The following is a 24,737-nucleotide window of genomic DNA, read 5'->3' as shown; positions in this document are numbered from 1 at the left end:
CGAGGATCGACAGTAGCACGTTCTCGGCGGTGCGGATAATCGGGCCGACTGTCCGGTCCGCCTACGCCGCGGACACACCGAACAGGAGACCCAGCAGGTACGTGATCGCCGCCGCACCGAAACCGATCGCCAGCTGACGCAGTCCCCGACGAAGGGGCGGTGCACCCGAGAGCAGACCGACCGTCGCCCCGGTCAGGAGCAGCGCCAGGCCCACCAGGCCGAGTGCCAGGGTCACGGCCGCGAGGCCGGAGAGCCCGAAGATCCACGGCAGGACCGGAATGACCGCGCCCGAGGCGAAGAACGCGAAGCTGGAGGCCGCTGCCCCGAAGGCGGAGCCGACGGACTCGAGGTCGGCAGGCGGCTCGGCGGCGCGGCGGTAGGGGACGGCACGGTCGCTCGCCTGTGCCGTGGCGACGACCTGTCGCGCCCGCTCCAGCGCCTGCTCCTCGTCGAGTCCTCGCGTCCGGTAGACGAGAGCGAGTTCGTTCGCGTCGAGGTCGAGATCGGGGAGGACGTGGTCGGTGTCGTTGTTCGGATGCGTCGCCTCGATGAGCTCCCGCTGCGACCGGACCGAGACGAACTCCCCCGCGGCCATCGACAGCGCGCCGGCCAGCAGACCCGCGATGCCGCTGAAGAGGACGAACTGCGGCGCGACGCCCGTCGCCCCGATGCCCATCACGAGGGCGAGGTTGGAGACGAGACCGTCGTTGGCGCCGAAGACGGCGGCGCGGAAGGTGCCCGACAGTCGCATGCGGCCCCGCGCGGCGAGTCCACGGACGACTTCGCCGTGGATCTTCTCATCTGCGCGCATGGCCGGGGTGGCGTGGGGGTCGTCGTCGTACGGCGAGCGGTTCTCGGCGTTCTGGGCGAGCGCCAGGACGAAGATCGACCCGAACCGGCGGGCCATCGTCGCCAGCAGTCGCGTCCGGATGGACGCCCGCGGGAGCCGCTCGGGCTCCCCGCCGAGGAGGCCCAACCAGTGGGCTTCGTGGCGCCCCTCCGCGTCGGCGAGCGCGTCGAGGATCTCGCGCTCCTCCCCCGACTTCCGAGCCGCGAGCTCGCGGTACACGCGCGCTTCGGCACGTTCGTCCGAGAGGTAGGCGGCCCACCGCCGGCGATCTCGCGGGGTGGCGTCGGGCAGGGGCGTCGCGTTCATCGTGCTCATGTCTCTTTCACGGTAGCCACGGCGAACCGCGGGAACCGCCCGAAAGCCGGAACTGCCAGCATTTCGGGGATCCGAAGGGGTCAGGAGTGGACGCGCTTGCGCAGGACCTCGATGCGCGCCTGCAGCTGTGCGACCGTCGCGCGGGCGACCTCGGGGCCGCCGCAGATCCGTCGGAGCTCGGCGTGCACGGCGCCGTGCGGCTCGCCGCTCTGCCGGGCGTAGAGCCCGACGAGACTGTTGAGCAGCTGCCGCTGTTCGCGGAGCGTGCGATGGAGGGCCGGGGGCAGCGTGTTCTCCGGCTCGCCGGTCGCGTCGGCCGTCGTCTTCTCCTGCGCCTCCCGCGCGTGGCGGTGACGGGTCTGCCGCGACTGCCGCTGCATCAGCAGCTCGTGCACGTGCTCGGGCTCGAGGAGCCCGGGGATCCCGAGGAACTCCTCCTCCTCGAGCGTCCCCGGAACAGCCAGCTGACCGAACTCCTTGCCGTCGTAAAGCACCCGATCGAAGTGCGCCGTCGATCCGAGCGCCTGGTAGCTGCCCTCCTCGATGAGAGAGTCTGACGCCTTGTCCTCGCGCTCCGCCTCTTCGAGCAGCGAGTCCTCGAGGCCGTCGTCGTCGCTCTCCTCGCGATCGAGCGCGTGGTCGCGCTCGCGCTCCATCTCGTTCGCGAGGGCGAGCAGCTGAGGGACGTTGGGGAGGAACACGGATGCCGCTTCGCCGCGACGTCGTGCGCGGACGAAGCGCCCGATGGCCTGCGCGAAGAAGAGCGGTGTCGACGCACTGGTCGCGTAGACGCCGACTGCGAGCCGCGGCACGTCGACGCCCTCGGACACCATGCGGACCGCGACCATCCACCGCGTCGTCGACTGCCCGAAGGTCTCGATGCGCCCCGACGCGGCCTTGTCGTCCGAGAGGACGACCGTGGTCGGCTCCCCCGTGATGTCGCGGAGGATCGCGGCGTAGGCGCGCGCGGCCGTCTGATCGGTCGCGATGACCAGGCCCCCGGCATCCGGGACGTCCTGTCTCACCTCGGTGAGGCGGCGGTCGGCCGAACGCAGGACGGCCGAGATCCACTCCCCCTCGGGGTTGAGCGCCGTCCGCCACGCCTGGGAGTTGATGTCCTTCGTGTTGTCCTGGCCGAGGTGGGCTTCGTATTCGTCGCCCGCCTTCGTCCGCCACTTCATCTGCCCGGCGTAGACGTGGAAGAGCACGGGACGCACGACGCCGTCGGCCAGCGCCCGGCCGTAGCCGTAGTTGTAGTCCGTCCGCGACAGACGGATGCCCTTGTCGTTCGGGTGGTACTCGACGAACGGGATGGGCGCGGTGTCGCTGCGGAACGGGGTCCCCGACAGCAGCAGGCGGCGCGTCGCCCTGCCGTACGCCTCGCGGAGCGCGTCGCCCCAGCTGAGCGCGTCGCCGCCGTGGTGGACCTCGTCGAGGATCACCAGGGCGCGGGAGTCGAGGACGAGTCGCTCGTGGACGGATGCCTTCACCGCGACCTGCGCGTAGGTGACGGCGACCCCGTGGTAGTGCCGCGCCGGCGAGAAGTGTTTGTTGCTGAACCGCGGGTCGAGGCGGATGGAAACCCGAGCCGCGGCATCCGCCCACTGGGTCTTCAGGTGTTCGGTCGGGGCGACGACGATGATGCGGTCGATGATCCGCCGCCGCAACAGCTCGCTCGCGAGGCGGAGGGCGAAGGTCGTCTTGCCGGCGCCGGGGGTCGCGGCGGCGAGGAAGTCGCGCGGGCCCCCGCCGATCCCGTCGGGTCCGTCCATCTCGAAGTAACGCTCGAGGGCCTCGGCCTGCCAGGCACGGAGGTTCTGCGCGGTGCCCCACGGCGCGCGCTGCGGGAAGGCGGGAGAGAGGTGCTCGGCGGCGAAACTCCCGAAGTGGGGCTCGTCCGGGGCCGCCCCCTCTTCGCTCGTCATCTCGCTCGTCACGTCGATCCACCCTAATCGCGCCCAGGGACACCGGTCGTCGATCGGGACCGGCGGCATCCGGCGGGTAGCCTCGATGCGGAGGTGCCATGCGCGAGAACGACCAGGCCCCGGATGAGAACCGGTCGCCGTACATACCGAACGCGACCGCCCACCCCTGGCGGCGCATGGTCTCGATCGGAGACTCCTTCACCGAAGGCATCGGCGATCCCTACCCGGATCGCCCCGGTGAGCACCGCGGTTGGGCCGACCGCGTCGCGGCCGTGCTGGCCTCACAGGTCGACGATTTCGCCTACGCGAACCTCGCGATCCGCGGCAAGCTCATCCGCCAGATCGTCGACGCTCAGATCGAGCCCGCCCTCGCGCTGAAGCCCGACCTCATCACCCTCTCGGCCGGCGGCAACGACGTGATCCGTCCGCAGGGCGATCCGGATGCCGTCGCGGAGCTGTTCGAGGATGCCGTCGCCCGCCTCTCATCGCAGGGCGCGACACTGCTGGTCTTCACCGCGATCGACACCGAGTTCACGCCGGTCTTCCGCGGCATCCGCGGTCGCGTCGCGATCTACAACGAGAACATCCGGGCGATCGCCGATCGCTACGACTGCATCGTGGCCGACCAGTGGGCGTTGAAAGAGGTGCAGGACATGCGCTTCTTCGACGACGACCGCCTGCACTACAACTCCCTCGGACATCACGAGGTCGCACGCATGGTGCTCCGCGCGCTCAACGTGCCGAACGACCTGCAGCCGATGTCGCCCGAGGCCCTGCCACCGACCACGTGGCGGGCGGCCCGGGCGAACGATCTCGTGTGGGCGCGGGCGCACTTCGTCCCGTGGGTGCTGCGACGCCTGCGCCACCAGTCTTCGGGAGACAACGTCACGGCCAAGCGCCCCGACGCGCTGCCGTTCTCGTCGACGCACTCCGGCGACTGAGCTCAGCGCAGTGCCCACAGCGCGACCGCAGCCGCCGACGCGACGTTGAGCGAATCGACACCGCCCCCCATCGGGATGGTGACGATCGAATCGGACACCGCGAGCGCTGAGGCGGACAAACCCTCCCCCTCGGACCCCATGAGGATCGCGAGCTTGTCGGGCCGGGCTGCGGCGAACTCGTCGAGCGACAGGGCGTCGTCGGCCAGCGCCATCGCCGCCAGGTGCACTCCCGCGGCCGCGAACAGGGGCGTGGCGGCATCCCACTCGGGAAGGCGCGCCCACGGCACCTGGAAGACCGTTCCCATGCTGACCCGGACGCTACGGCGGTAGAGCGGGTCTCCGCACCGAGGCGAGACGAGGACGGCATCGGCGCCCAGCGCCGCGGCGGCCCGGAAGGCGGCCCCGACGTTGGTGTGGTCGACGATGTCCTCGAGGACGACGACCGTCCGGGAGTGCTCGAGGAGCTGCGCGGGATCGGGCTGCACCGGCCGATGCATGGCGGCGAGCGCTCCTCTGTGGACCGCGAACCCGGTCACCTGCTCCGCAACGGTGTCGGGGACGACGTAGACGGGCGCGTCACCGGCGAGAACCGCGACGTCGTCGATCCATTTCTCCTGCACGAGCACGGACCGTGGCCGGTGCCCGGCACCCACCGCGCGGGAGATCACCTTCGCCGATTCGGCGATGTAGAGGCCGCCCTCGGGCTCGGCGATCCGGCGCAGCGCCGTGTCGGTGAGTCCCCGGTAGTCCGACAGACGCGGATCCGACGGATCGTCGATGCGGATCGTCGTCATGGCCCCATGCTGTCATGGGCGGGCTGTCATGGGCGGGCTGTCACGGATGGTGGTGACCTCCGCGAAACGACGACGGCGTAGGCTCGATCCCCTGAGGAGGGCCATGAGCGTGCTGGACCTGGATGCCGAGACGACGGCTGCCGTGGAACGCGCGGCCGACGCGCTCGCCGGGCACCGCGTCGCCGTTCTCACGGGCGCCGGTGTCTCGACGGATTCGGGCATCCCGGACTACCGCGGCAAGGGCGCTCCTGTCCGGACCCCCATGACTGCTCAGCAGTTCCTCGCCGACGACTCGTCGCGGCGGCGCTACTGGGTCGGCAGCCACCTCGGGTGGCGGACGTTCGCCGCCGCAGCCCCCAACGAGGGACACCGGGCCCTGGCGGCGCTCGAGCACGCCGGCATCGCGTCGGGCGTCATCACGCAGAACGTCGACGGCCTGCACGTGCGCGCCGGCAGCCGGCGCGTGGTCGAACTCCACGGCACGATGCGGCGCGTGTCGTGCCTGCACTGCGGCCAGGTCTTCGACCGCCGCGACCTGGCCGTGCGGATCGAGCGCGACAACCCCTGGATCACGGTGCCCGAGAACGTCGAGCTCGGTCCCGACGGCGACGTCCTGCCCGCTGCGAGCGACGGCTTCGTCGTCCCCGACTGCTCCGTCTGCGGCGGGATGCTGAAGCCCGAGGTCGTCTTCTTCGGCGAGTACATCCCGCTCGAGAAGTTCCGCGAAGCCGAGCAGCTCGTCCGCTCGAGTACCGCGTTGCTGATCGCCGGATCCTCCCTGGTCGTGAACTCCGGCATCCGACTCCTCGACCGCGCCCGCCGCCGGCGGCTGCCCATCGTGATCGTCAACCGCGGCGAGACGCGCGGCGACACCCGCGCCACCGTAAAGATCGACGCCGGGACCTCCGAGGTGCTCACGGTCCTCGGGCGCGAGCTTGCCGGCCGGTGAGGCTGCCGCCTCGTCGTAGGCTCGTCCGGTGACCCTTCTCACCCTCGTGCGCCACGGCGAGACCGACTGGAACCGCGCCCGCCGGATCCAGGGGTCGACCGACATCCCCCTGAACGACACCGGACGGCAGCAGGCCCGCGCCGCGGGGGTCGCCCTCGCTGATGCACTCGACCGGTCCACACCGACCGTCATCGTCTCGAGCGACCTGTCACGGGCGAACGAGACCGCGCGCATCATCGCCGGCATCCTCGACCTGCCCGAGCCGCGCACGTACCCCGCACTTCAGGAGCGCGGCTACGGGGATGCCGAAGGACTCACCGACACCGAGTTCTTCGACCGCTGGGGGCCCTGGGCGACCGCGGAGGTCCCGGGCGCCGAGCCATGGCCGGAGGTCACGACCCGAGCACTGCGCGGGATCCAGGAAGCGGTCGCCGATGCCCGCGCGCTGGTCGAGCCCGACGAGCCGCACGTCATCGCGGTGGCCCACGGCGCGCTCATCCGCACCGTGATCTCCCACGCGACCTCGGGCGAGTACCCCGAGCCGGGCCACAAGCTCGCCAACGGCTCCGCGCACACCTTCCGGGTGGAGGACGACTGGCTGTCGCTCCTGACCTCGTCAGCACTACCCGTCTGACACGTTCGCCGGGCTCAGGCGAGGCCGAGCGATCGGGCGATGAGGAGCAGCTGCACCTCGGTCGTCCCCTCCCCCACCTCCAGGATCTTCGAGTCACGGAAGTGCCGCGCGACGGGGTACTCGTTGATGAACCCGTTGCCGCCGAAGATCTGCGTCGCGTCGCGGGCGTTGTCCATCGCCGCATCGCTCGAGGTGAGCTTCGCGATGGCCGCCTCGGTCTTGAACGGGCGCCCCGCGTCGCGCAGGCGTGCCGCGTGCAGCCAGGCGAGACGTGACACGTGGACGCGCTGCTGCATGCGCGCGAGCATGAACTGGATGCTCTGGCGCGTTCCCAGCGTCTCGCCGAACACGACACGGCTCTTCGCGTAGTCGACGGCGGCCTCGAGGCATCCCTCCGCCGCCCCGGTGGCGAGTGCCGCGATCGCGATGCGGCCCTCGTCGAGGATGTGGAGGAAGTTCGCGAACCCGCGCCCGCGCTGCCCGAGGAGGTTCTCCTCGGGCACCCGCGCGCCCGTGAAGACGAGCGGATGCGTGTCGCTGGCGTGCCAGCCGACCTTGTCGTACGCGGGACCGACGGTGAACCCCGGCGTGCCGTGCGGGACGATGATCGTCGAGATCTCGCGCGCCGCGGCGCCCGGCTCGCTCGTCACGGCGGTGACCGTCACGAAGCGGGTGATGGGGGTGCCCGAGTTGGTGATGAACTGCTTCGCCCCGTCGATCACCCAGTCGCCGCCGTCGAGGCGCGCCGTCGTGCGGGTGGCCCCGGCATCCGATCCCGCCTCCGGCTCGGTCAGCCCGAAGCCGGCGAGCGCGCGCCCGGCCAGCAGGTCGGGCAGGTACTCCTCGCGCTGCGCGTCGGTCCCGAAGCGGAAGATCGGCATGGCGCCGAGACTCACCCCCGCTTCGAGCGTGATCGCGATCGACTGGTCCACGCGGGCGAGCGCCTCGATCGCGAGCCCCAAGGTGACGTAGTCGCCGCCCTGGCCGCCGACCTCGTCGGGGAACGGCAACCCGAACAATCCCATGTCGCCCATCTGCGCGACGACGTCCATCGGCAGCGTCTTGGTGCGGTCGGCCTCGTATGAGACCGGCGCGACCACCTCGTCGGCGAACGAGCGGACGAGCCCGGCCAGCTCGACCTGCTCCTCCGTGAGGTCGTATCCCGTCATCGGCAGACTCATGCGAACACCATCGCCCTTCCCGGCGCATGCAACACGTCGGCCACATCGGTGAGGAACCGGGCCGCTTCGGCCCCGTCCACCAGCCGGTGGTCGAACGACAGACTCAGTGTCATGACGTCGCGCAGGGCGACGCCTCCCTCGTACTCCCACGGGCGGCGCTGCACGGCGCCGAGGCCGAGGATGCCGGCCTCCCCCGGGACGAGAATGGGCGTCCCGGCATCCACGCCGAACACCCCGTAGTTCGTGATCGAGAAGGTCCCGCCCGACAGATCGGCGGGCGTCGCCTTGCCCGCCCGCGCCGTGTCGGCGAGGGTGCGGATCGACTGGGCGAGGTCGACGAGCGACAGCGCACCGGCATCCTTCACCGACGGCACGACGAGCCCGCGGTCGGTCGCTGCGGCGATCCCGAGGTTCACCCGCCCGTATCGGACGATCTCGCCCGCCGCTTCGTCCCAGGTCGCGTTGAGCTCGGGGGTCCGGCGGAGGGCGAGGCACACGGCCTTCGCGGCGACCGCCATGATCCCGATGCGGGCGTCGGCGTAGCGCCGGTCGGCGCGCAGTCCCGCCACGAAATCGACGGATGCCGTCACGTCGACCGTCAGGAACGTCGCCGCGTGCGGGGCCGTGAACGCGGAGCGCACCATCGCGTCGGCGGTGTGCTTGCGGACGCCGCGGATCGGGATCCGCTCATCCACGGGCGAGGTCGCCATCGGCGCGACAGGGGCGGCGGATGCCGGGGCCACCGCCGCAGACTCCGCGGGATTCCGTGCCGCATAGGACTCCACGTCCTCGCGCGTGATGATGCCGTCGACTCCCTGCGCCGCCACGAGATCGAGATCGACCCCGAGGTCGCGGGCGAGTTTGCGCACCGGCGGGGTGGACCGGGGACGCTCGCGCGGCTCGCGCTCGGCAGGGGCGGTCTCGATCGCGTCGTGCGGGGCCGCTTCGCGGACGGCCAGGTCGACGGCCTCTCCGCCGGCCCCTGCCCGCGCCCGCCGCTGCGGACGCGCGTCGCTACGCGGCGCGGCCCCGTAGCCGACGAGGTTCGGCTCGCGCTTCGGCTCAGGTGCATCGACTGCCCCGGCGATGTCGAACGCGATCAGCACCTCGCCGACCGGGACGACATCCCCCTCGGCGTGGTGGAGGGCGGAGACCGTGCCGGCGAACGGCGACGGCAACTCGACGACCGCCTTGGCGGTCTCGACCTCGGCGATCGTCTGATTGAGAGCGACCTCGTCGCCGGGGGCGACGTGCCACTGCACGATCTCTGCTTCGCGCAGTCCCTCGCCGAGGTCGGGAAGACGGAACTCGGTGATCACGCGGTCACCTCCGGAACGCCCGAGGGGCGGCCCAGCACCCGGTCGACGGCATCCAGGATGCGGTCGAGGTCGGGCAGGTGATGCTGCTCGAGCTTCGCCGGCGGATAGGGGATGTCGTGGCCCGTCACCCGCAGCGGCGGCGCTTCGAGGTAGTGGAAGCACTTCTCGGTGATGCTCGCGATCACCTCCGCGCCGACGCCCGCCTCACGGGCCGCCTCGTGCGTGACCACGACCCGCCCGGTCCGCCGGACGGATGCCGCGACCGTGCCGTAGTCCACGGGCGACAGCGACCGGAGGTCGATGACCTCGAGGGAGATCCCCTCGTCCTCGGCGGCGAGCGCGGCATCCAGCGCCGTCGTCACCTGGGCGCCGTAGGTCACGACGGTGACGTCCGTGCCTTCGCGGACCACCCGCGCGAGGCCCATCGGGGCGGCGTCGGCGATGTCGGCGTCGAGGTCGACCTCGCCCTTGGCGTGGTACAGCCGCTTCGGTTCGAAGAAGACGACGGGGTCGTCGCTCGCGATCGCCTGACGGAGCATCGTGTACGCGTCCTGCGGGTTCGACACCGCGACGACACGGAGGCCGGCCGTGTGCACGAAGTACGCCTCGGGCGACTCGGAGTGGTGCTCGGCCGCGCCGACCCCGCCCGCCCACGGGATGCGGATCGTGATCGGCATCTTCACGCGGCCCTGCGTCCGGTAGTGGAGCTTCGCGACCTGACTGACGATCTGGTCGAAAGCGGGGTAGACGAAGCCATCGAACTGGATCTCCACGATCGGGCGGAACCCCCGGAACGCGAGCCCCACGGCGGTCCCGACGATCCCCGACTCGGCGAGCGGGGTGTCGACGACCCGGCGCGGACCGAATTCGGACTGCAGACCGTCCGTGATGCGGAACACACCACCGAGGCGGCCGATGTCCTCCCCCATGACGAGGGTCTTGTCGTCCTCGGCGAGCGCACGGCGCATGGCGGCGGTGAGGGCCTTGCCCATCGTCATCTCGGTCATCGTGCGCCTCCGCCCGAGAAGCCGTCGAGGTACACGGCGAAGCGGGCGCGCTGCTCGTCGAGCCCGCTGTGCGGTTCGGCGTACACCTGGTCGAACACCCGCAGGGGCTCGGGAGCCCCGGCACCCACGACGGCGCTGCGCATCGCCGCGGTGAAACGGTCGGCATCCGCGGTCAACGTCTGGGCGAAGGCGTCGTCGAACGCACCGAGCGAGCGCAGGTACGACTCGACGCGGGCCAGCGGATCGCGGGCCTTCCAGTGCGCTACCTCGTCGGCGTCGCGGTAGCGGGTCGGATCGTCCGAGGTCGTGTGGGGGCCGACGCGGTAGGTGACGGCCTCGAGGTAGGCGGGACCGCGGCCGCTGCGGGCGTGGTCGGCGGCCCAGCGCATCGCGGCGATGCAGGCGAGGACGTCGTTGCCGTCGACACGCAGGCTCGGGATGCCGAAGCCCGGCGCGCGGTGGGAGATCGGCGTCCGCGACTGCAACTGCACGGGCTCGGAGATCGCCCACTGGTTGTTGGAGCAGACGAAGACGACGGGGACGCCGTACGAGGCCGCGAAGATCATCGCCTCGTTGACATCGCCCTGACTCGTCGCCCCGTCCCCGAAGTAGGCCACCGCGACCTGGTCGCCGCCGTCGCGCTGGATGCCCATGGCGTAGCCGACGGCGTGCAGGCTCTGCGCCCCGATGATGATCTGCGGGTTCGCGACGTGCACGTCGAACGGGTTCCAGCTCGCGTGCTGCGCACCGTGCCAGACCATCACGAAGTCCTTCGGCTGCACGCCGCGGACGACCTCGATGCCGATCTCGCGGTAGCTCGGGAAGAGGAAGTCGTCGTCGTGGCACGCCCACGCGGTACCGACCTGGACGGCCTCCTGACCCTGCGCCGGCGCCCACAGGCCCAGATGCCCTTGCCTCTGAAGGGCGACGCCCTCGGCGTCGAGCCGGCGTGAGAGGAACATGTCGCGGTACACCTGGCGGAGCATGGGGGCATCGACGTCGGCGGCCCACGGGTCCAGCCGCTCGTCGCGCACGCGGCACCCCTCGTGGTCGAGCAGGCGGGCCACATCCTCGGTATCGCTCGCCAGTGCGGCGGCGGGGGTCAGAGTGTCGGTCATCATCGTCCCTCTCTGATCGCGGACGCGCGTCTTGTGGACGGGCGACCGGCGCAGAACACCGGCTTCGTCGCCGGATGATGCGACACTAAGCCGACATCGCACCTCGCTCAAGCATCGAGCGGAACATTGAGCAGGATGCGTAAGCAGCCGACGTGGCCCCTGCTATGGTGTGGCACTATGAGCGCCCTCGACCACGTGGATCTCGAGCTGTTGAACGCCCTCGCGGAAGATCACCGGGCCACTGTGGTCGCGCTCGCGGAGCGCTTGGGGCTCTCGCGGAACACCGTTCAGGCGCGCATGGCGAAGCTCGAACGCTCCGGTGTCTTCCTCTCCTACGAACGGGCCATGTCCCCCGCCGCGCTCGGATACGCGATCGACGCGATCCTTCACGTGCAGGTGCGTCAGGCGGATCTGCCGCGCATCACGGCGGAGTTGCAGGAGATTCCCGAGGTCGTGCAGTGCCACGGCATGAGCGGACCGGTCGACCTCCTGGTCCGCGTCGCAGCGCGTGACACGCAGCACCTCTTCGACATCGACGCTCGCATCCTCGCGATCGACGGCGTCGAACGCACCGAGACGTCGCTCGCGATGGGCGAGGTCATCGGATACCGGGTGCGACCTCTCCTGGCAGCGGCTCGGCGGGGGAACTGACATCCGCGGGCGCGCGCTCCTCGAGGCGGACGAGGATCACGCCCGCGAGGATGAGCGCACCGCCCGCGAACTGCACGCCTGCCGGCGCCTCCCCCAGCAGCAGCCAAGCGAAGCTCAGCGCGAACAGCACCTCCGAGAGCCCGACGAACGACGCCAACCGCGACCCGATACGGGGAACGGCCATGATGCCGAGCGCGTACCCGGTCGCGGTGCACAGTCCCACGAGCACGAGCGGGACGAGCGGCGAGACGGTCGCCCCCAGCACGTCCACGGCAGCGGCCGACGCCGAGAGGGGCAGGATGCCGACGGCCGCGAGCAGCAGGATCGTCACCGTGCCGATGAGCAGCCCGCCCGCGGCGAGCGACAGCGGCGGCAGATCGTCGCCGGTCCGCTCGCTCATCACGAAGTAGACGCAGGCGCACACCGCTGCGAGGAGCGCGAACACGGTGCCCAGCAGGTCGAAACGCGCGCCGGCGATGTCCACCACGAGGACGAGGCCGGTCATCGCGACGACGGAACCCACGATCACGACGCGCGAGGGAGCACGGCGGGTCCGCGCCCACACGAAGAGGACGAGCATGACGGGCGCGAGGTACTGGATCAGCAGGGCGATGCCCACCGGCATCCGCTGCAGGGCGGAGAAGTAGAAGATCTGGCAGCCGACCACGGGGATCAGCCCGAAGGCGACGAGCGAGAGCCAGTGCACGCGGAGGAAGTCGCGCCGTCGGACGAGCGTCCGGATGAGCGCGGGCGAGAGCACGAGGCCGGCCACCCCCATCCGGATGGCGAGCACGGCCGCGAGCGACCACCCGCCCTCGAGCAGCGGCTTGGCGATGGGACCGCTGACCGAGAACGTCAGCGCGCTGACGACGGCCAGGACCAGCCCGCTCGGCGGCACCGTGCCGCGCGCCGGAAGCGCGGAAGGCCGGACGGACATCGTGCGAGTCATCTGCTGTCCTCAGGGGCGAGATCGATTCGTCATGACCTAAGTGTCATTACACTGGTGACACTAGCGATGGCACGCGTCAGGAGTCAACACCATGTTCATCCATGACACGGAAAATGCGTTGCGCGCGGCGACCGCGCTCGTGAACTCCCTCCCCGAGATCGACGGCGAGGGGGTCGACAGACTCGCGAACCTCGACGACATGACCGAGTTCCTGCAGGAGTATCCGTACACGGGAGCGATCCGCCGCGACGATGTCGAGCTGGACCAACTCCGCTCCGCTCGGTCGCAACTGCGTCAGCTCTGGACCGGCGACCGCGTCGCCGCGGTGCCGATCGTCAATGCCATGCTCCGTGACGGCCGGGCGCTCCCCCAGCTCGTCATCCACGACGGCTACGACTGGCACATCCACGCCACCGACGACGCCGCACCGCTCGCCACCCGCATCACCGTCGAGGTGGCCATGGCCTTCGTCGACGTCATCCGTTCCGACGAGTTCGACCGCGTGCGCGTCTGCTCAGCCGACGACTGCGAGGCCGTCTACATCGATTACTCGAAGAACGGCTCGAAGCGCTACTGCGACACCGGCAACTGCGGCAACCGCATGAACGTCAACGCGTACCGTCGGCGTAAGGCCGAAGAAAGCGCGTGATGGCGGATGCCGCGGCCCGCGGCGTCTCGTAGTGGATCAGGTGCCCCACCTGGGGGATGACGACGAGGTCGGCATCCCGGAACATCTGCTGCAGCTCGAACTGGGCCGACAGCGGCGTGATGTCGTCGTTCTCGGCCGCGATGAGGAGCGTCGGGACGTCGATGCGCCCGGCGGCTTCGCGCACGTCGTGCGACACCGAGGTGACGAACGCCTCGTGCAGGGTGTCGCGGTCGGCGAACCGCGAGAAGTAGGTGTCGTGCTGGTCGTGGATGAAGGCGCGGAGGCCACGGTCCCGCGTCTTGGCCATCGCGACGCTCGTCACCCGCACGATGACACGGTTGCGCAGCAGCGCGTCGCCGAGCGGCCGGGGCAGCCGCGCGCCGGCCCAGTAGTAGAAGATCGCGAGGCGCGTGAGGATGCCGCGGGGCCCCTCGAGCGCGGGCGCCCCGATGGGGTTCACGAGGATCAGTCGCGGCGTCGCGAGCCCGCGTGCGACGGCCGCCGACGAGACGATCGAGCCGAAGGAGTGGCCGAGGACGACCGCCCCGGGTGCGACCTCGTCGGCGAAGGCGGTCAGCCACGACGCGTAGGCGTCGAGATCGTGCCGGCCCGGGAATGCCGGGGTCTCACCGAAGCCGGGGAGGTCCGGCGAGATCACGCGAATGCCGTCGAGCTGCGCCACGATCGGTTCGAGACCGTGGTGGTCGCCGCGGAAGCCGTGGACCGCGAGGATCGTGGTCTCGGCATCCGCCGGTCCGTAGACCCAGTACGCCGTCGGAGTACCCGCGACGGTCACCTCGTGTCGCTCGACGGGGACGGCCGCGAGGCGCTCGGCGTACGGATTCACGGCAGTCACCCGTTGAGTCTACGAGGGGGCGATCCGCCTCCTGCCCGGCGGCGCGTCGTCCGACCCGATGTCCGCGGTCGACCGTAGCGTCGGAGCATGGGCGCTTGGCACGAACTTCCGCTGTGGGATGACGACACGTGGGACGAGGCCGCTCCTGCTGAGGTCGCCTCCGCGATCGCCCGCCCCGAGCCCGCCACGGTCGAGTCCGTCGTGGTCGCCGAGGTCCCCACCGAATCCGTCTCGCCGGGTCCCTGTGCGGGCCCGCTGGGCGTCTTCGACCTCGAGACGACCGGTATCGACGTCCGCTCCGACCGGATCGTCAGCGCCCACGTCGGCGTGCTCGACGCTTCCGGCGCCGTGATCGACGCGCGCACCTGGCTCGCAGACCCCGGGGTCGAGATCCCCGCAGGGGCGACGGCGGTCCACGGCATCACGACCGAGCGGGCCCGCACCGAGGGCCGCCCTGCCGCGGAGGTCGTCGCCGAGGTGACCGCCACGCTGCGCGACCTGTTCGCCGCCGGCATCCCGGTCGTCGCCTACAACGCGCCCTTCGACTTCTCGCTGCTCAAATACGAGGGCATCCGTCACGGTGTCGCGCCGATCGAGTCACCGTCGCCGGTCATCGACCCGCTCGTCGTCGACAAGACCTACGACCGGTACCGCCGCGGCAAGCGCACGCTCGAGGTCGTCGCCGCGCACTACTCCGTCGCCCTCGAAGGGGCGCACGACGCCGCGGCCGATGCGATCGCCGCGGGCCGCGTCGCGCAGGCGATCGCCGCGCGCTTCGACCTCGATGTCTCGGCTCACGACCTCCACACGCAGCAGGTGGCCTGGGCGCGTGCGCAGGCCGAGAGCCTCACCGAGTACTTCGTCCGCATCGGCCGACTCGACGCCGACGTGGACGGCAGCTGGCCGATCCGCTGACCGGAACGCATCCGGAAACGACGAAGGCCCCGCCGGAGCGAGGCCTTCGAGGACGGCTGCTTACTTGCTGCCGAAGTTCTTGAAGCGCTGGTTGAACTTCTCGACGCGACCGGCCGAGTCCATGATGCGCTGCTTGCCCGTGTAGAACGGGTGCGAAGCGGACGAGATCTCGACGTCGATGACCGGGTAGGTCTCGCCGTCCAGCTCGATCGTCTTGTCGCTCGAGACCGTCGAACGGGTCAGGAAGGTCTCGCCGGAGCCGAGGTCGCGGAAAACGACGGCGCGGTACTCGGGGTGGATGTCAGTCTTCATTGGGTTCCTCACGAAGTGCCCTGGATTTTGCCAGGAGCGGGTGAAAGTCTGCAGCGCGAACGCGCCAACGCAAGATTCTATCAGGATGCCGCGCGCGCGGCGAACCGGCCGTCCTCCGACGTCAGCGTGATCGGCATCCCGAAGGTCGCCGTCAGGTTCTCCGCCGTCAGGGTCTCCGCGATCGGTCCCTGGGCGACCGCGGCGCCGTCGCGCAGCAGGAGGACGTGCGTGAAGCCGACGGGGATCTCCTCGACGTGGTGCGTGACCATGATCATCGCGGGCGTCGACTCCTCCTTCGCATACCCGCTCAGCAGGCTCAGGAGCTCTTCGCGGGCGCCGAGGTCGAGGCTCGCCGTGGGCTCGTCGAGCAGGAGGAGCTCCGGGTCGGTCATGACGGCGCGCGCGATCTGGACGCGCTTCTGCTCCCCGTCCGAGAGGGTGCCGAAGGTGCGGTCGGCCAGGTCGGCGAGCCCCCACTCCCCGAGGACCCGTCGCGCACGACGCTCGTCGATCGCCTCGTAGTCCTCGCGCCAGCGTCCGACCACGGCGTAGGCAGCGGTCAGGACGACGTCGAGGACCGTCTCGTCCTGCGGCACCCGCTTGGCCATGGCCGACGAGGCGAACCCGATCCGGGGGCGGAGGTCGAACACGTCGGTGCGCCCGAGGACCTCGTCGAGGACGGTGACCGTGCCCGAACTCGGGTGGGCGAGGGTCGCGGCGAGCTGGAGCACCGTGGTCTTGCCGGCACCGTTGGGGCCGAGGACGACCCACCGCTGATCCGCGTCGACGGTCCAGTCGATCCCGTCGACGATGTTGCGGGCATTGCGGCGGACGACGACGTCGGCGAGTTCGAGCACCTGAGGCATGCTCCCAGCCTATCGACCGGCTGAGCCCCGGCCGGCAGGCTACCGGCCGGTCGTGGCGACCTCTCGGTACAGTTCCGCCGTGGCATCCGCGATCGCTTCCCAGCTGAAGTCGGATGCCGCCCGCTCGCGACCGGCCCGGCCGTAGGCGCGGGCCTTCTCGGGGTCGGACACGACCTCGGTCAGCGTCGCTGCCAGGTCGGCGACGAAACGATCGGGATCGACCGGTGTTCCCGTGCCGTCCTCGACCTGGTCGATCGGGACGAGGCGCCCCGTGACGCCGTCGATGACGACCTCCGGGATGCCGCCGGTCGCCGTCCCGACGACTGCGGCGCCGCACGCCATCGCCTCGAGGTTGACGATGCCGAGGGGCTCGTAGATCGACGGGCAGACGAACGTGGTGGCCGAGGTCAGGATGGCGCAGAGATCCGGCCGCGGCAGGAACTCCTCGATCCACACGACACCGTCGCGCGTCTCCTGGAGCTTCCGGACCAGACCCTGGACCTCCGCCATGATCTCCGGGGTGTCGGGAGCGCCGGCGCAGAGGACGAGCTGCACATCCGGCGGCAGGAGCTCCGCCGCCCGCAGGAAGTACGGCAGGCCCTTCTGACGCGTGATGCGGCCGACGAACACGACCGACGGCCGCGACGGGTCGATTCCCCAGCGCGACAGGAGCTCCGGATCCTCGCGGGGCTGCCATGCCTCGACGTCGATCCCGTTGTAGATGACCCGCACCTTGGCCGGGTCGAGGGCGGGGTAGCTCCGCAGGATGTCGCGCCGCATCCCGTCGCTCACGGCGACCACGGCGGCGGCGTTCTCGTAGGCGGTGCGCTCCACGAAGCTCGAGACGGCGTACCCGCCGCCGAGCTGCTCGGCCTTCCACGGACGCAGGGGCTCGAGCGAGTGGGCGGTGACGATGTGAGGGATGCCATGCAGCTTCGAGGCCAGGAATCCGGCGAAGTTGGCGTACCAGGTGTGACTGTGCACGACGTCGGCGCCGGCGACGTCGCCGACGATCTCGAGATCGGTGCCGAGCGTCTGCACCGCCGCGTTCGCCTCGGCGAGCCCCTCCGGGACCGCGTACGAGGTGGTGTCCGGCTCGTCGCGCTGAGCGCCGAACGCGCGGACCTGGACCTCCATGCGTGAGCGCAGCGCCGAGACGAGTTCGGTGACGTGGACCCCCGCACCGCCGTAGATCTCCGGCGGGTACTCCTTCGTGACGATGTCGACGCGCATGGACCGAACTCTAGGCCACGCGGAACACGCGCCAAAGTCCTCGCTTGCCCGTTGCAAATCGCCTTAGTGTGAGCACATGCCAGCATCACCCAAGGTCCTCGGTATCGTCCTCGCCGGTGGCGAGGGCAAGCGCCTCATGCCGCTCACCCAGGATCGCGCGAAACCCGCCGTCCCCTTCGGCGGGCAGTACCGTCTCATCGACTTCGCGATCTCCAACCTCATCAACTCGGAGCTTCGTCAGATCGTCGTCCTGACGCAGTACAAGTCGCACAGCCTCGACCGCCACGTCTCGCAGACGTGGCGCATGTCGGCACTCCTCGGGGCTTACGTCACGTCCGTGCCCGCGCAGCAGCGTCTCGGCAAGCGGTGGTTCTCCGGCTCGGCCGACGCGATCCTGCAGTCGTTGAACCTCATCCACGACGAGAAGCCCGACATCGTCGCGGTCATCGGCGCCGACCACGTCTATCGCATGGACTTCCAGCAGATGATCGACGCGCACATCGCGTCGGGCGCACGTGCCTCGGTCGCCGGCATCCGTCAACCGATCGGCCTCGCGAACCAGTTCGGCGTCATCGACGTCGATCCCGCAGACGGCATCACGATCCGCGACTTCCTCGAGAAGCCCCAGAACCCCACCGGTCTTCCCGACAGCCCGGGCGAGGTGCTCGCCTCGATGGGCAACTACGTCTTCGACACCGACGCCCTCATCGAGGCGGTCGAAGCGGACGGCGAACTGCCCACGTCGAACCACGACATGGGCGGCGACATCATCCCCTACTTCGTCTCACGCGGCGAGGCGGCGGTCTACGACTTCAAGCGCAACGACGTGCCGGGGTCCACCGACCGCGACCGCGACTACTGGCGCGACGTGGGCACGATCGATTCCTTCTTCGACGCGCACATGGATCTGATCTCCGCGCTGCCGATCTTCAACCTCTACAACATGGATTGGCCCATCCGCTCGCAGTCGGTCAACTCCCCGCCCGCGAAGTTCGTCCGAGACGGCGTGGGCCGCATCGGGAACGCGATTGACTCGATCGTGTCGCTCGGATGCGTCCTGTCGGGGACGCACCTCGAGCGGAGCGTCCTCGGTCCCTGGACCCTGTCGGGCGGCGGATCGACCATCACCGACTCGGTCCTCTTCGACCACGTGAGTGTCGGCGCCGGCGCCCGCGTGCACCGCGCGATCCTCGACAAGAACGTCGTCCTCGAGCCGGGTGCGACGGTGGGCGTGGACCGGGAGCTCGACCTCTCCCGCGGGTTCACCGTCACCGACAGCGGACTCACCGTCGTCGGCAAGAACATCCGCATCCCGTCCTGACGGACGTCGCGACGGCGTCGGAGCCGATAGCGTGGTCGGGTGCCTGACGCCCGGTTCCTCGTCGTGTTCGACGCCGACTCCACGATCATCCGCAACGAGGTCATCGAGCTCATCGCCGATGAAGCCGGCCGCGGCGCCGAGGTCGCCGCGGCGACCGAAGCGGCGATGCGGGGCGAGGTCGACTTCGCGACGAGCCTGCGCTCGCGCGTGGGCGAACTCGCGGGCGTCCCGATCGCGTCGTTCGAGCGAGTGCTCTCCCGTATCGAGCCCACCCCGGGCGTCCGCGAGCTGATCGCGGCGATCCATGAGCGCGGCGGCGTCGCCGCGGTCGTCTCGGGCGGTTTCCACGAGATCCTCGACACGGTCGCTCCTGACCTCGGTGTCGACGTGTGGCGGGCGAACCGCCTCGCGGTGGGCGACGGCATCCTCACCGGCTCCGTCGACGGCGACATCGTCGACGCCGCGGCGAAGGCCTCGGCGCTGCGCGAATGGGCGGGCGCCTACGGTGTGCACCCGTCCGCGACGATCGCGGTGGGTGACGGGGCGAACGACCTCATGATGATGGATGCCGCCGGCCTCGGCATCGCCTTCAACGCGAAGCCCGCCGTACGGCTGCGCGCCGACCTCGTCGCCGGGCGGGTCGATCTGGCGGAACTCATCCCCCTGCTCCCCTGACCCCGTGCGGGATGTCGGGGGCGCGGCTTACCCTGCCGACATGGACATCATCCTGATCCCCGGCCTCTGGCTGACAGCCTCCTCCTGGGACGACGTCGTCCCCGCCCTCCGCGACGCGGGGCACACGCCGCATCCGCTGACCCTCCCGGGCGTGGGCGCCCCCGAGTCCGACATCGGCCTCGCCGACTGGGTCGACGCGGTCGTCGCCGAGGTCGACAGCATCGACGGACCCTTGGTCCTCGTGGGCCACAGCGGAGGCGGCAACGTCGCGTGGGCCGCCGCCGAGCAGCGCGCCGACCGCATCCGGCGGGTCGTCCTGGTCGACACGACGCCTCCCCCACCCGGAGCCGAGATTTCGGAGTTCCCCGTCGTGGACGGGGTGATCCCCTTTCCGGGGTGGGACTTCTTCGACGCCGAGGACACCGCGGACCTCGACGAGCAGACACGCGCCCGCACGGCGCCGATGGCGGCATCCGTCCCCCGACGCGTGCCGACCGACCCCGTCGTGATGGAGGGCACCGAGCGTCACCGGGTCCCGGTGACGATGCTCATGGGATCCATGGACGACGAGACGTTCCGTCGGGTCGTCACGGCGTGGGGTGACTTCGCCGCAGAGTTCGCCGCGATCGAGGACGCCGAGATCGTCCGGCTCGGCACCGGACACTGGCCGCAGTTCTCGGCGCCGGCCGAACTGTCGCGGCGGATCGTCGACGCGGTGCGCTGACGGGGGTCAGTGCCCCATGCCGAGACCACCGTCGACGGGGATGACGGCGCCGGAGATGTACGCCGCGTCGTCCGACGCGAGCCACACGACCGCCGCAGCGACCTCATCGGCGGCACCGAATCGGCCCGCCGGGATGCTCTTCTTGTAGTCGGCCTGCGTCTCGTCGGGGAGCGCCGCCGTCATGTCCGTCTCGATGAACCCGGGGGCGACGACGTTCGCGGTGATGCCCCGCGAACCCAGCTCGCGGGTGAGCGAACGGGCGAAGCCGACGAGGGCGCTCTTCGAAGACGAGTAGTTGATCTGCCCGGCGGAGCCGTAGAGGCCGACGACCGAGGAGATGAGGATGACGCGACCCCACTTGGCCCGCAGCATGCCCTTCGCGGCACGCTTGACGACGCGGAAGGCGCCGCCCAGGTTGGTCGAGACGACCGAGTCGAAGTCGTCCTCGGTCATGCGGAGCAGCAGGGTGTCCCTCGTGATGCCGGCATTCGCGACGACCACCTCGACAGGCCCCAGCTTCTGCTCGACCTCGGTGTAGGCGGCATCCAGCGAGGCGGCGTCGGTGACGTCCGCACGGACCGTCAGTGTGCCTTCGGGCCCCTCTCCGGAACGCGCGGTGACCGCGACGGCGAACCCCTCCGCGACGAACCGCTCGGCGATCGCGCGGCCGATGCCGCGGTTGCCTCCAGTGACCAGGACGACGCGCTCGCGGGTCATGCTTCTCCTTGCTCCAGACCGGGTGAACCGCACCAGCCTAGCGGCGCGGCCGAGCGGTAGGCTGGGGGCAACTCGCCTGAAGGAGACGGCCGTGACCGACGCCACGAACACCTCGCCGCAGCACCCGGACGTGCCGCCGACCCCGCCCGCACCGGACGCCTCCTCGCCCGCGGCGCCGCCGTACGCACCGCCCGCATATCCGCAGGCGCCCCCCTACGGCCACCCGCAGCCCACGGCCGCCCCGGCCTACGGTCAGCCGCAGTACCAGGGTCAGCAGTACCAGGGACAGCCTTATGGCCAGCCCGCGTACGGGCAGCCGGGTTACGGCTACGCGGTCGCGCCCGCCCGTCCGACGAACGTGCTGGCGATCATCTCGCTCGTGGCATCGATCGTCGGCCTGACGATCATCCCGTTCCTCGCCTCGATCCCCGGCATCATCACCGGCCACATGGCACTCAAGCAACTCAAGACGTCCGGTGAGAACGGGCGCGGCATGGCGCTGTGGGGCACCATCCTGGGCTGGATCGGCGCCGGCTTCTGGCTGCTGCTGCTCGTGATCTGGCTGGTCGTCGTGATCGGGCTCGCTGCGACGGCATCCAGCGTCGGCCAGTATTCCTGAGGAGCCCTCCCACGTCCCGCCGCACCAAGCACGACCACACGCCCTCTGCGACATCGCTCGCCACGGCGCCCGAGGTCGATGCCCGCTCCCGCACCCGTCGCTACGTCATCATGATGACGGTCCGCGTGGCGTGCTTCATCCTGATGGTCACCGTCACGCCCTACGGCTGGCAGACCTGGATCTTCGCCGCTGGCGCCGCTGTCCTTCCGTACCTGGCTGTCGTCGTAGCGAACGTCGGGACGGGCGAGGAGGTCATCATCGCCGAACGCCCCTCTCGCGAGATCGAATCGACGCCCACCCGGCCCGCAACCCCGGAAGAACCGACGGACGGCGTGATCCGCATCCAGGAGAGCCCGCCTCGGGAGGACCGATGACGTCCGCGCAGTGCTCGCGCGCCGGATGCCGGGCGGATGCCGAGTGGCAGGTCATCTGGCGCAATCCCCGCATCCACTCCCCTGATCGCCGCAAGATCTGGGTCGCCTGTCCCGACCACGTGGAGTTCCTGCGCGACTACCTCGCGTCACGGAACTTCCCCGTCGAAGTGGCCTCGCTGACCCCCTCCCCGACGTCGTGAACCGCGAGACTGCGCTCCGCTGGAGCGGATACCTGGCGATGGCGATCGTGTTCGCCGTCGCCTGCGCGTTCCTGTCCAACTGGCAGTTCTCCCGGAACGCCGAGCGCGACGCAGAACTCAGGCTCGTGGCGCAGAACTATTCGCGCGAACCGGTCCCCGTCGGAGAACTGATCCCTGACGGGAGTTCGCTCGCCCCGGACGACGAGTGGCGACCCGTCGAGATGACCGGCCAATACCTCACCGATCAGACTCTCCTCGCCCGCAACCGCCCGCACGGCGGGACGAGCGCCTTCGAGGTCCTGGTGCCGTTCCGCACCGATTCGGGACGCGTCGTCGTGGTCGACCGCGGCTGGGTGCCGCCCGGCGACGACCAGCCTGAGCCCGACAGCATCCCGGCGCCGCCGACGGGTGAGGTGACGGTCGTCGGCCGCCTGCAACCGGGCGAACGTCCCGCTCGCGAGGGACGTTCCGCTCCCGAGGGACAAGTCCCCACGATCGATCTGCAGCTGATCGGTACCGAGACCGGACAGTCCTCCGCCCTCCTCGACTCGGCCTACGTGCTCATGACGACCGAGTCGCCCGCCCCCGCGGACCGCCCGAACCCGCTCGAGGACCCGTCGGCCGATCCGGGACCGTACCTGTCCTATGCGATCCAGTGGATCCTGTTCGCCGTGATGGGGTTCGCCTTCATCGGGTACATCATCCGCACCGAGATCCGTCACCGACGCGAGGACGAGGAGGCCGGACCGGATGCCCCGCCGCGCCGACCGACGCAGCGACGTCGCGACCGCGACATGGAAGCCGAGGACGAACTCCTCGACGCCCGCTGACCCGCGTCGGGCCCGTCGGTAGGCGTCAGGCCAGGGTGATGAGGTCGATGTAGTCGCGGCCCCAGATGTCCTCGACCCCGTCGGGCAGGATGAGCACGCGCTCGGGGTTCAGCGCCTCGACGGCGCCCTCGTCGTGCGAGACGAGCACGACCGCACCCTCGTAGTGCGCGAGCGCCCCGAGGATCTCCTCACGGGATGCCGGATCGAGGTTGTTCGTGGGCTCGTCGAGCAGCAGCATGTTGGCCGACGAGACGACGAGCGTCGCCAGCGACAGTCGCGTCTTCTCGCCGCCGGAGAGGACGCCCGCGGGCTTGAGGACGTCGTCGCCGGTGAACAGGAACGATCCGAGTACCTTGCGAGCCTCGGTCGCGGTGATGTCCGGCGCGGCCGACATCATGTTCTCGAGGACCGACCGCCCGACGTCGAGGTTCTCGTGCTCCTGCGCGTAGTACCCGATCTTCAGGCCGTGGCCGGGTTCGATGATGCCGGTGTCCGCCTTGTCGACGCCCGCGAGGATTCTCAGGAGGGTCGTCTTGCCGGCACCGTTCAGCCCCAGCACGACGACGCGGGACCCGCGGTCGATCGCGAGGTCGACCCCGGCGAAGATCTCCAGCGAGCCGTACGACTTCGACAGGTTCTTGGCCATGAGCGGCGTCTTGCCGCACGGTGCGGGCTTGGGGAACCGCAGCTTGGCGACGCGGTCGTCCTGACGGACGTCGTCGAGGCCGGCCAGGAGCTTCTCGGCGCGGGCGACCATCTGGTGGGCGGCCGCGGCCTTGCTCGCCTTGGCGCCGAACCGGGCGGCCTGCTGCTGGAGAGCAGTGGCCTTCTTCTCGGCGTTGGCGCGCTCTTTGCGACGCCGTTCCTCATCAGCGGCGCGCTGACGGAGGTAGTTCTTCCAGTTCATGTTGTAGACGTCGATGACCTGGCGCATCGCGTCGAGGTAGAACACGCGGTTGACCGTCTCGCCCACGAGTTCGATGTCGTGGCTGATCACGATCAGCCCGCCCTTGTACCCCTTGAGGAACTCGCGGAGCCACACGACACTGTCGGCATCGAGGTGGTTCGTCGGCTCGTCGAGGATCATCGTCTGCGCGTCGGAGAACAGGATGCGGGCGAGTTCGATGCGGCGCCGCTGACCGCCGGATAGCGTCTTGAGGGGCTGGTCGAGGATGCGGTCCGGGAGCGAGAGGTTGTGCGCGATCGACGCCGCCTCGGCTTCCGCCGCGTATCCGCCGAGGGCTTCGAACCGCTCGGTGAGCGAACCGTACTTCCGCATGGCGCGGTCGGCGACAGCGGCATCCGTCGACGCCATGCCTTCGGCGGCCTCGCGCATACCGATCACGAGGGAACCCAGCCCTCGGGCGTCGAGGATGCGGGTGCGGGCGAGCATCTCGGGGTCCCCGGTGCGCGGATCCTGCGGCAGGTAGCCGAGTTCACCGGTGCGGTCCACTCTGCCGTCGGCCGGCATGAGGTCACCCGCGAGCACCTTGGTCAGCGTCGTCTTCCCTGCACCGTTGCGACCGACGAGACCGATCTTGTCGCCGGGCGACACGCGGAACGACACGTCCGACATGAGCGTGCGTGCACCGACGCGGATCTCGAGATCGTGCACGGCGAGCACAGCGGACATCCGTTCTTCGGGGGAAAGCGGCCGAGTGGCCAAACCCCCAGTATACGACCGCCACCCTCCCCCGACGCTCGTCCTCTCGGGACTCCGTTCCTATGGCGCAGCTATGAACTCCCCGCGATGTGCCCGGTCCGTGACGGGTTGGGCGGACGTCAGAACCAGACTGGGCGGGTAAGGAGCTCC

At 70.2% G+C, this 24,737-nt stretch carries 27 protein-coding genes; 13 read left to right on the top strand and 14 right to left on the bottom strand.

The window, feature by feature from the left end; translation table 11 throughout:
* Window positions 1–61 precede the first annotated feature (61 nt).
* Together AC4NN1_RS00800 and AC4NN1_RS00795 are read right to left on the bottom strand one after the other, a co-directional pair.
* The gene (locus AC4NN1_RS00800) at window positions 62–1,165 is read right to left on the bottom strand and encodes a VIT1/CCC1 transporter family protein (protein ID WP_491954304.1); all 1,104 of its coding nucleotides are present in this window, start codon (window positions 1,163–1,165) and stop codon (window positions 62–64) included.
* Window positions 1,166–1,245: 80 nt separating this feature from the next.
* Window positions 1,246–3,090 carry a DEAD/DEAH box helicase gene (locus AC4NN1_RS00795; RefSeq protein WP_026302836.1) on the bottom strand — a complete coding sequence of 615 codons (1,845 nt, stop codon included), beginning with the start codon at window positions 3,088–3,090 and terminating at the stop codon, window positions 1,246–1,248.
* Window positions 3,091–3,188: 98 nt separating this feature from the next.
* On the opposite strand from AC4NN1_RS00795, the gene AC4NN1_RS00790 reads away from it, so the two are divergent.
* Entirely contained in the window at window positions 3,189–4,031 is an 843-nt protein-coding gene (locus tag AC4NN1_RS00790; protein ID WP_018186552.1) for an SGNH/GDSL hydrolase family protein, read from the top strand.
* A gap of 2 nt (window positions 4,032–4,033) precedes the next feature.
* Here AC4NN1_RS00790 and AC4NN1_RS00785 read toward each other — a convergent pair whose 3' ends face one another.
* Complete coding sequence (locus AC4NN1_RS00785; RefSeq protein WP_336123515.1) at window positions 4,034–4,825, bottom strand: TrmH family RNA methyltransferase; 792 nt, start codon at window positions 4,823–4,825, stop codon at window positions 4,034–4,036.
* A gap of 103 nt (window positions 4,826–4,928) precedes the next feature.
* Between AC4NN1_RS00785 and AC4NN1_RS00780 the strand changes: the two genes are divergently transcribed.
* Together AC4NN1_RS00780 and AC4NN1_RS00775 are read left to right on the top strand one after the other, a co-directional pair.
* Window positions 4,929–5,774 (top strand): Sir2 family NAD-dependent protein deacetylase, encoded by an 846-nt coding sequence (locus tag AC4NN1_RS00780; protein ID WP_020097480.1) that lies wholly within the window; start codon window positions 4,929–4,931, stop codon window positions 5,772–5,774.
* Window positions 5,775–5,802: 28 nt separating this feature from the next.
* Window positions 5,803–6,408 carry a histidine phosphatase family protein gene (locus tag AC4NN1_RS00775; RefSeq protein WP_491954303.1) on the top strand — a complete coding sequence of 202 codons (606 nt, stop codon included), beginning with the start codon at window positions 5,803–5,805 and terminating at the stop codon, window positions 6,406–6,408.
* 14 nt (window positions 6,409–6,422) lie between these two features.
* On the opposite strand, the gene AC4NN1_RS00770 is transcribed toward AC4NN1_RS00775, so the two are convergent.
* The 4 genes from AC4NN1_RS00770 to pdhA are packed head-to-tail and all read right to left on the bottom strand — an operon-like array spanning window position 6,423 to window position 11,033.
* Window positions 6,423–7,577, bottom strand: a complete 1,155-nt coding sequence (locus AC4NN1_RS00770; protein ID WP_336126358.1) for an acyl-CoA dehydrogenase family protein — start codon at window positions 7,575–7,577, stop codon at window positions 6,423–6,425.
* Window positions 7,578–7,585: 8 nt separating this feature from the next.
* Window positions 7,586–8,908 carry a dihydrolipoamide acetyltransferase family protein gene (locus AC4NN1_RS00765; protein ID WP_491954302.1) on the bottom strand — a complete coding sequence of 441 codons (1,323 nt, stop codon included), beginning with the start codon at window positions 8,906–8,908 and terminating at the stop codon, window positions 7,586–7,588.
* Entirely contained in the window at window positions 8,905–9,915 is a 1,011-nt protein-coding gene (locus tag AC4NN1_RS00760; RefSeq protein WP_018186546.1) for an alpha-ketoacid dehydrogenase subunit beta, read from the bottom strand. The genes AC4NN1_RS00765 and AC4NN1_RS00760 overlap by 4 nt, the downstream gene beginning before the upstream one ends.
* Complete coding sequence (gene pdhA / locus AC4NN1_RS00755; protein WP_018186545.1) at window positions 9,912–11,033, bottom strand: pyruvate dehydrogenase (acetyl-transferring) E1 component subunit alpha; 1,122 nt, start codon at window positions 11,031–11,033, stop codon at window positions 9,912–9,914. Before pdhA ends, AC4NN1_RS00760 begins: the two co-directional genes overlap by 4 nt.
* A gap of 177 nt (window positions 11,034–11,210) precedes the next feature.
* On the opposite strand from pdhA, the gene AC4NN1_RS00750 reads away from it, so the two are divergent.
* Entirely contained in the window at window positions 11,211–11,684 is a 474-nt protein-coding gene (locus tag AC4NN1_RS00750) for an Lrp/AsnC family transcriptional regulator (protein WP_018186544.1), read from the top strand.
* Here AC4NN1_RS00750 and AC4NN1_RS00745 read toward each other — a convergent pair.
* Window positions 11,632–12,621 carry an EamA family transporter gene (locus tag AC4NN1_RS00745; protein ID WP_336123510.1) on the bottom strand — a complete coding sequence of 330 codons (990 nt, stop codon included), beginning with the start codon at window positions 12,619–12,621 and terminating at the stop codon, window positions 11,632–11,634. The two genes, AC4NN1_RS00750 and AC4NN1_RS00745, sit on opposite strands and share 53 nt — an antisense overlap.
* 103 nt (window positions 12,622–12,724) lie before the next feature.
* On the opposite strand from AC4NN1_RS00745, the gene AC4NN1_RS00740 reads away from it, so the two are divergent.
* Window positions 12,725–13,282, top strand: a complete 558-nt coding sequence (locus AC4NN1_RS00740; protein ID WP_018186542.1) for a CGNR zinc finger domain-containing protein — start codon at window positions 12,725–12,727, stop codon at window positions 13,280–13,282.
* Here AC4NN1_RS00740 and AC4NN1_RS00735 read toward each other — a convergent pair.
* On the bottom strand, window positions 13,242–14,138 hold the full coding sequence (locus AC4NN1_RS00735; protein WP_363459249.1) for an alpha/beta fold hydrolase: 897 nt from the start codon (window positions 14,136–14,138) through the stop codon (window positions 13,242–13,244). The two genes, AC4NN1_RS00740 and AC4NN1_RS00735, sit on opposite strands and share 41 nt — an antisense overlap.
* Before the next feature lie 87 nt (window positions 14,139–14,225).
* Between AC4NN1_RS00735 and AC4NN1_RS00730 the strand changes: the two genes are divergently transcribed.
* Window positions 14,226–15,053, top strand: coding sequence for an exonuclease domain-containing protein (locus AC4NN1_RS00730; protein WP_020097487.1), 828 nt, complete (start codon window positions 14,226–14,228; stop codon window positions 15,051–15,053).
* A 60-nt stretch (window positions 15,054–15,113) separates the two neighbouring features.
* Here the strand turns inward: AC4NN1_RS00730 and AC4NN1_RS00725 are convergent, their stop codons facing one another.
* The 3 genes from AC4NN1_RS00725 to glgA form a co-directional block, all read right to left on the bottom strand.
* Window positions 15,114–15,365 (bottom strand): type B 50S ribosomal protein L31, encoded by a 252-nt coding sequence (locus AC4NN1_RS00725; RefSeq protein ID WP_018186539.1) that lies wholly within the window; start codon window positions 15,363–15,365, stop codon window positions 15,114–15,116.
* Between the two features lie 80 nt (window positions 15,366–15,445).
* Window positions 15,446–16,231, bottom strand: coding sequence for an ABC transporter ATP-binding protein (locus AC4NN1_RS00720; protein WP_018186538.1), 786 nt, complete (start codon window positions 16,229–16,231; stop codon window positions 15,446–15,448).
* Between the two features lie 39 nt (window positions 16,232–16,270).
* Complete coding sequence (gene glgA, locus AC4NN1_RS00715) at window positions 16,271–17,464, bottom strand: glycogen synthase (RefSeq protein ID WP_491954301.1); 1,194 nt, start codon at window positions 17,462–17,464, stop codon at window positions 16,271–16,273.
* Window positions 17,465–17,540: 76 nt separating this feature from the next.
* Here glgA and glgC point away from each other — a divergent pair, with 76 nt between their 5' ends.
* From glgC to AC4NN1_RS00700, 3 genes are read left to right on the top strand one after another with little or no spacing between them, the layout of a single operon-like run.
* Entirely contained in the window at window positions 17,541–18,785 is a 1,245-nt protein-coding gene (glgC, locus tag AC4NN1_RS00710) for a glucose-1-phosphate adenylyltransferase (protein ID WP_336123502.1), read from the top strand.
* A gap of 39 nt (window positions 18,786–18,824) precedes the next feature.
* The gene (gene serB, locus AC4NN1_RS00705) at window positions 18,825–19,460 is read left to right on the top strand and encodes a phosphoserine phosphatase SerB (RefSeq protein ID WP_336123501.1); all 636 of its coding nucleotides are present in this window, start codon (window positions 18,825–18,827) and stop codon (window positions 19,458–19,460) included.
* 40 nt (window positions 19,461–19,500) lie between these two features.
* On the top strand, window positions 19,501–20,184 hold the full coding sequence (locus tag AC4NN1_RS00700; protein WP_018186534.1) for an alpha/beta fold hydrolase: 684 nt from the start codon (window positions 19,501–19,503) through the stop codon (window positions 20,182–20,184).
* A gap of 6 nt (window positions 20,185–20,190) precedes the next feature.
* Here AC4NN1_RS00700 and fabG read toward each other — a convergent pair whose 3' ends face one another.
* Complete coding sequence (gene fabG, locus AC4NN1_RS00695; RefSeq protein ID WP_491954300.1) at window positions 20,191–20,901, bottom strand: 3-oxoacyl-ACP reductase FabG; 711 nt, start codon at window positions 20,899–20,901, stop codon at window positions 20,191–20,193.
* A 91-nt stretch (window positions 20,902–20,992) separates the two neighbouring features.
* Here fabG and AC4NN1_RS00690 point away from each other — a divergent pair, with 91 nt between their 5' ends.
* Genes AC4NN1_RS00690 through AC4NN1_RS00675 form a run of 4 tightly spaced genes read left to right on the top strand, consistent with a single transcriptional unit; the run spans window position 20,993 to window position 22,924 of the window.
* Window positions 20,993–21,520 carry a DUF4190 domain-containing protein gene (locus AC4NN1_RS00690; RefSeq protein ID WP_020097492.1) on the top strand — a complete coding sequence of 176 codons (528 nt, stop codon included), beginning with the start codon at window positions 20,993–20,995 and terminating at the stop codon, window positions 21,518–21,520.
* On the top strand, window positions 21,403–21,894 hold the full coding sequence (locus tag AC4NN1_RS00685; RefSeq protein WP_336123497.1) for a DUF3099 domain-containing protein: 492 nt from the start codon (window positions 21,403–21,405) through the stop codon (window positions 21,892–21,894). Before AC4NN1_RS00690 ends, AC4NN1_RS00685 begins: the two co-directional genes overlap by 118 nt.
* Complete coding sequence (locus AC4NN1_RS00680; RefSeq protein ID WP_018186530.1) at window positions 21,891–22,094, top strand: hypothetical protein; 204 nt, start codon at window positions 21,891–21,893, stop codon at window positions 22,092–22,094. Before AC4NN1_RS00685 ends, AC4NN1_RS00680 begins: the two co-directional genes overlap by 4 nt.
* Complete coding sequence (locus tag AC4NN1_RS00675) at window positions 22,091–22,924, top strand: SURF1 family cytochrome oxidase biogenesis protein (protein ID WP_018186529.1); 834 nt, start codon at window positions 22,091–22,093, stop codon at window positions 22,922–22,924. Before AC4NN1_RS00680 ends, AC4NN1_RS00675 begins: the two co-directional genes overlap by 4 nt.
* Before the next feature lie 25 nt (window positions 22,925–22,949).
* On the opposite strand, the gene AC4NN1_RS00670 is transcribed toward AC4NN1_RS00675, so the two are convergent.
* Window positions 22,950–24,548 (bottom strand): ABC-F family ATP-binding cassette domain-containing protein, encoded by a 1,599-nt coding sequence (locus AC4NN1_RS00670; protein WP_026302832.1) that lies wholly within the window; start codon window positions 24,546–24,548, stop codon window positions 22,950–22,952.
* Between the last annotated feature and the right edge of the window lie 189 nt (window positions 24,549–24,737).

The organism is Microbacterium sp. MDV22-iso44 (assembly GCF_058629135.1).
The sequence above is the reverse complement of the archived record's forward strand: the minus strand, read 5'-3'. Positions and strand labels throughout refer to the sequence as shown.

Bases quoted from the DNA above. Each gene is read 5' to 3' on its own strand.
- AC4NN1_RS00800 (WP_491954304.1), bottom strand. From the start codon at position 1,165: ATGAGCACGATGAACGCGACGCCCCTGCCCGACGCCACCCCGCGAGAT.
- AC4NN1_RS00795 (WP_026302836.1), bottom strand. From the start codon at position 3,090: ATGACGAGCGAAGAGGGGGCGGCCCCGGACGAGCCCCACTTCGGGAGT.
- AC4NN1_RS00790 (WP_018186552.1), top strand. From the start codon at position 3,189: ATGCGCGAGAACGACCAGGCCCCGGATGAGAACCGGTCGCCGTACATA.
- AC4NN1_RS00785 (WP_336123515.1), bottom strand. From the start codon at position 4,825: ATGACGACGATCCGCATCGACGATCCGTCGGATCCGCGTCTGTCGGAC.
- AC4NN1_RS00780 (WP_020097480.1), top strand. From the start codon at position 4,929: ATGAGCGTGCTGGACCTGGATGCCGAGACGACGGCTGCCGTGGAACGC.
- AC4NN1_RS00770 (WP_336126358.1), bottom strand. From the start codon at position 7,577: ATGACGGGATACGACCTCACGGAGGAGCAGGTCGAGCTGGCCGGGCTC.
- AC4NN1_RS00760 (WP_018186546.1), bottom strand. From the start codon at position 9,915: ATGACCGAGATGACGATGGGCAAGGCCCTCACCGCCGCCATGCGCCGT.
- pdhA (WP_018186545.1), bottom strand. From the start codon at position 11,033: ATGACCGACACTCTGACCCCCGCCGCCGCACTGGCGAGCGATACCGAG.
- AC4NN1_RS00750 (WP_018186544.1), top strand. From the start codon at position 11,211: ATGAGCGCCCTCGACCACGTGGATCTCGAGCTGTTGAACGCCCTCGCG.
- AC4NN1_RS00745 (WP_336123510.1), bottom strand. From the start codon at position 12,621: ATGTCCGTCCGGCCTTCCGCGCTTCCGGCGCGCGGCACGGTGCCGCCG.
- AC4NN1_RS00740 (WP_018186542.1), top strand. From the start codon at position 12,725: ATGTTCATCCATGACACGGAAAATGCGTTGCGCGCGGCGACCGCGCTC.
- AC4NN1_RS00730 (WP_020097487.1), top strand. From the start codon at position 14,226: ATGGGCGCTTGGCACGAACTTCCGCTGTGGGATGACGACACGTGGGAC.
- AC4NN1_RS00725 (WP_018186539.1), bottom strand. From the start codon at position 15,365: ATGAAGACTGACATCCACCCCGAGTACCGCGCCGTCGTTTTCCGCGAC.
- AC4NN1_RS00720 (WP_018186538.1), bottom strand. From the start codon at position 16,231: ATGCCTCAGGTGCTCGAACTCGCCGACGTCGTCGTCCGCCGCAATGCC.
- glgA (WP_491954301.1), bottom strand. From the start codon at position 17,464: ATGCGCGTCGACATCGTCACGAAGGAGTACCCGCCGGAGATCTACGGC.
- glgC (WP_336123502.1), top strand. From the start codon at position 17,541: ATGCCAGCATCACCCAAGGTCCTCGGTATCGTCCTCGCCGGTGGCGAG.
- AC4NN1_RS00700 (WP_018186534.1), top strand. From the start codon at position 19,501: ATGGACATCATCCTGATCCCCGGCCTCTGGCTGACAGCCTCCTCCTGG.
- fabG (WP_491954300.1), bottom strand. From the start codon at position 20,901: ATGACCCGCGAGCGCGTCGTCCTGGTCACTGGAGGCAACCGCGGCATC.
- AC4NN1_RS00680 (WP_018186530.1), top strand. From the start codon at position 21,891: ATGACGTCCGCGCAGTGCTCGCGCGCCGGATGCCGGGCGGATGCCGAG.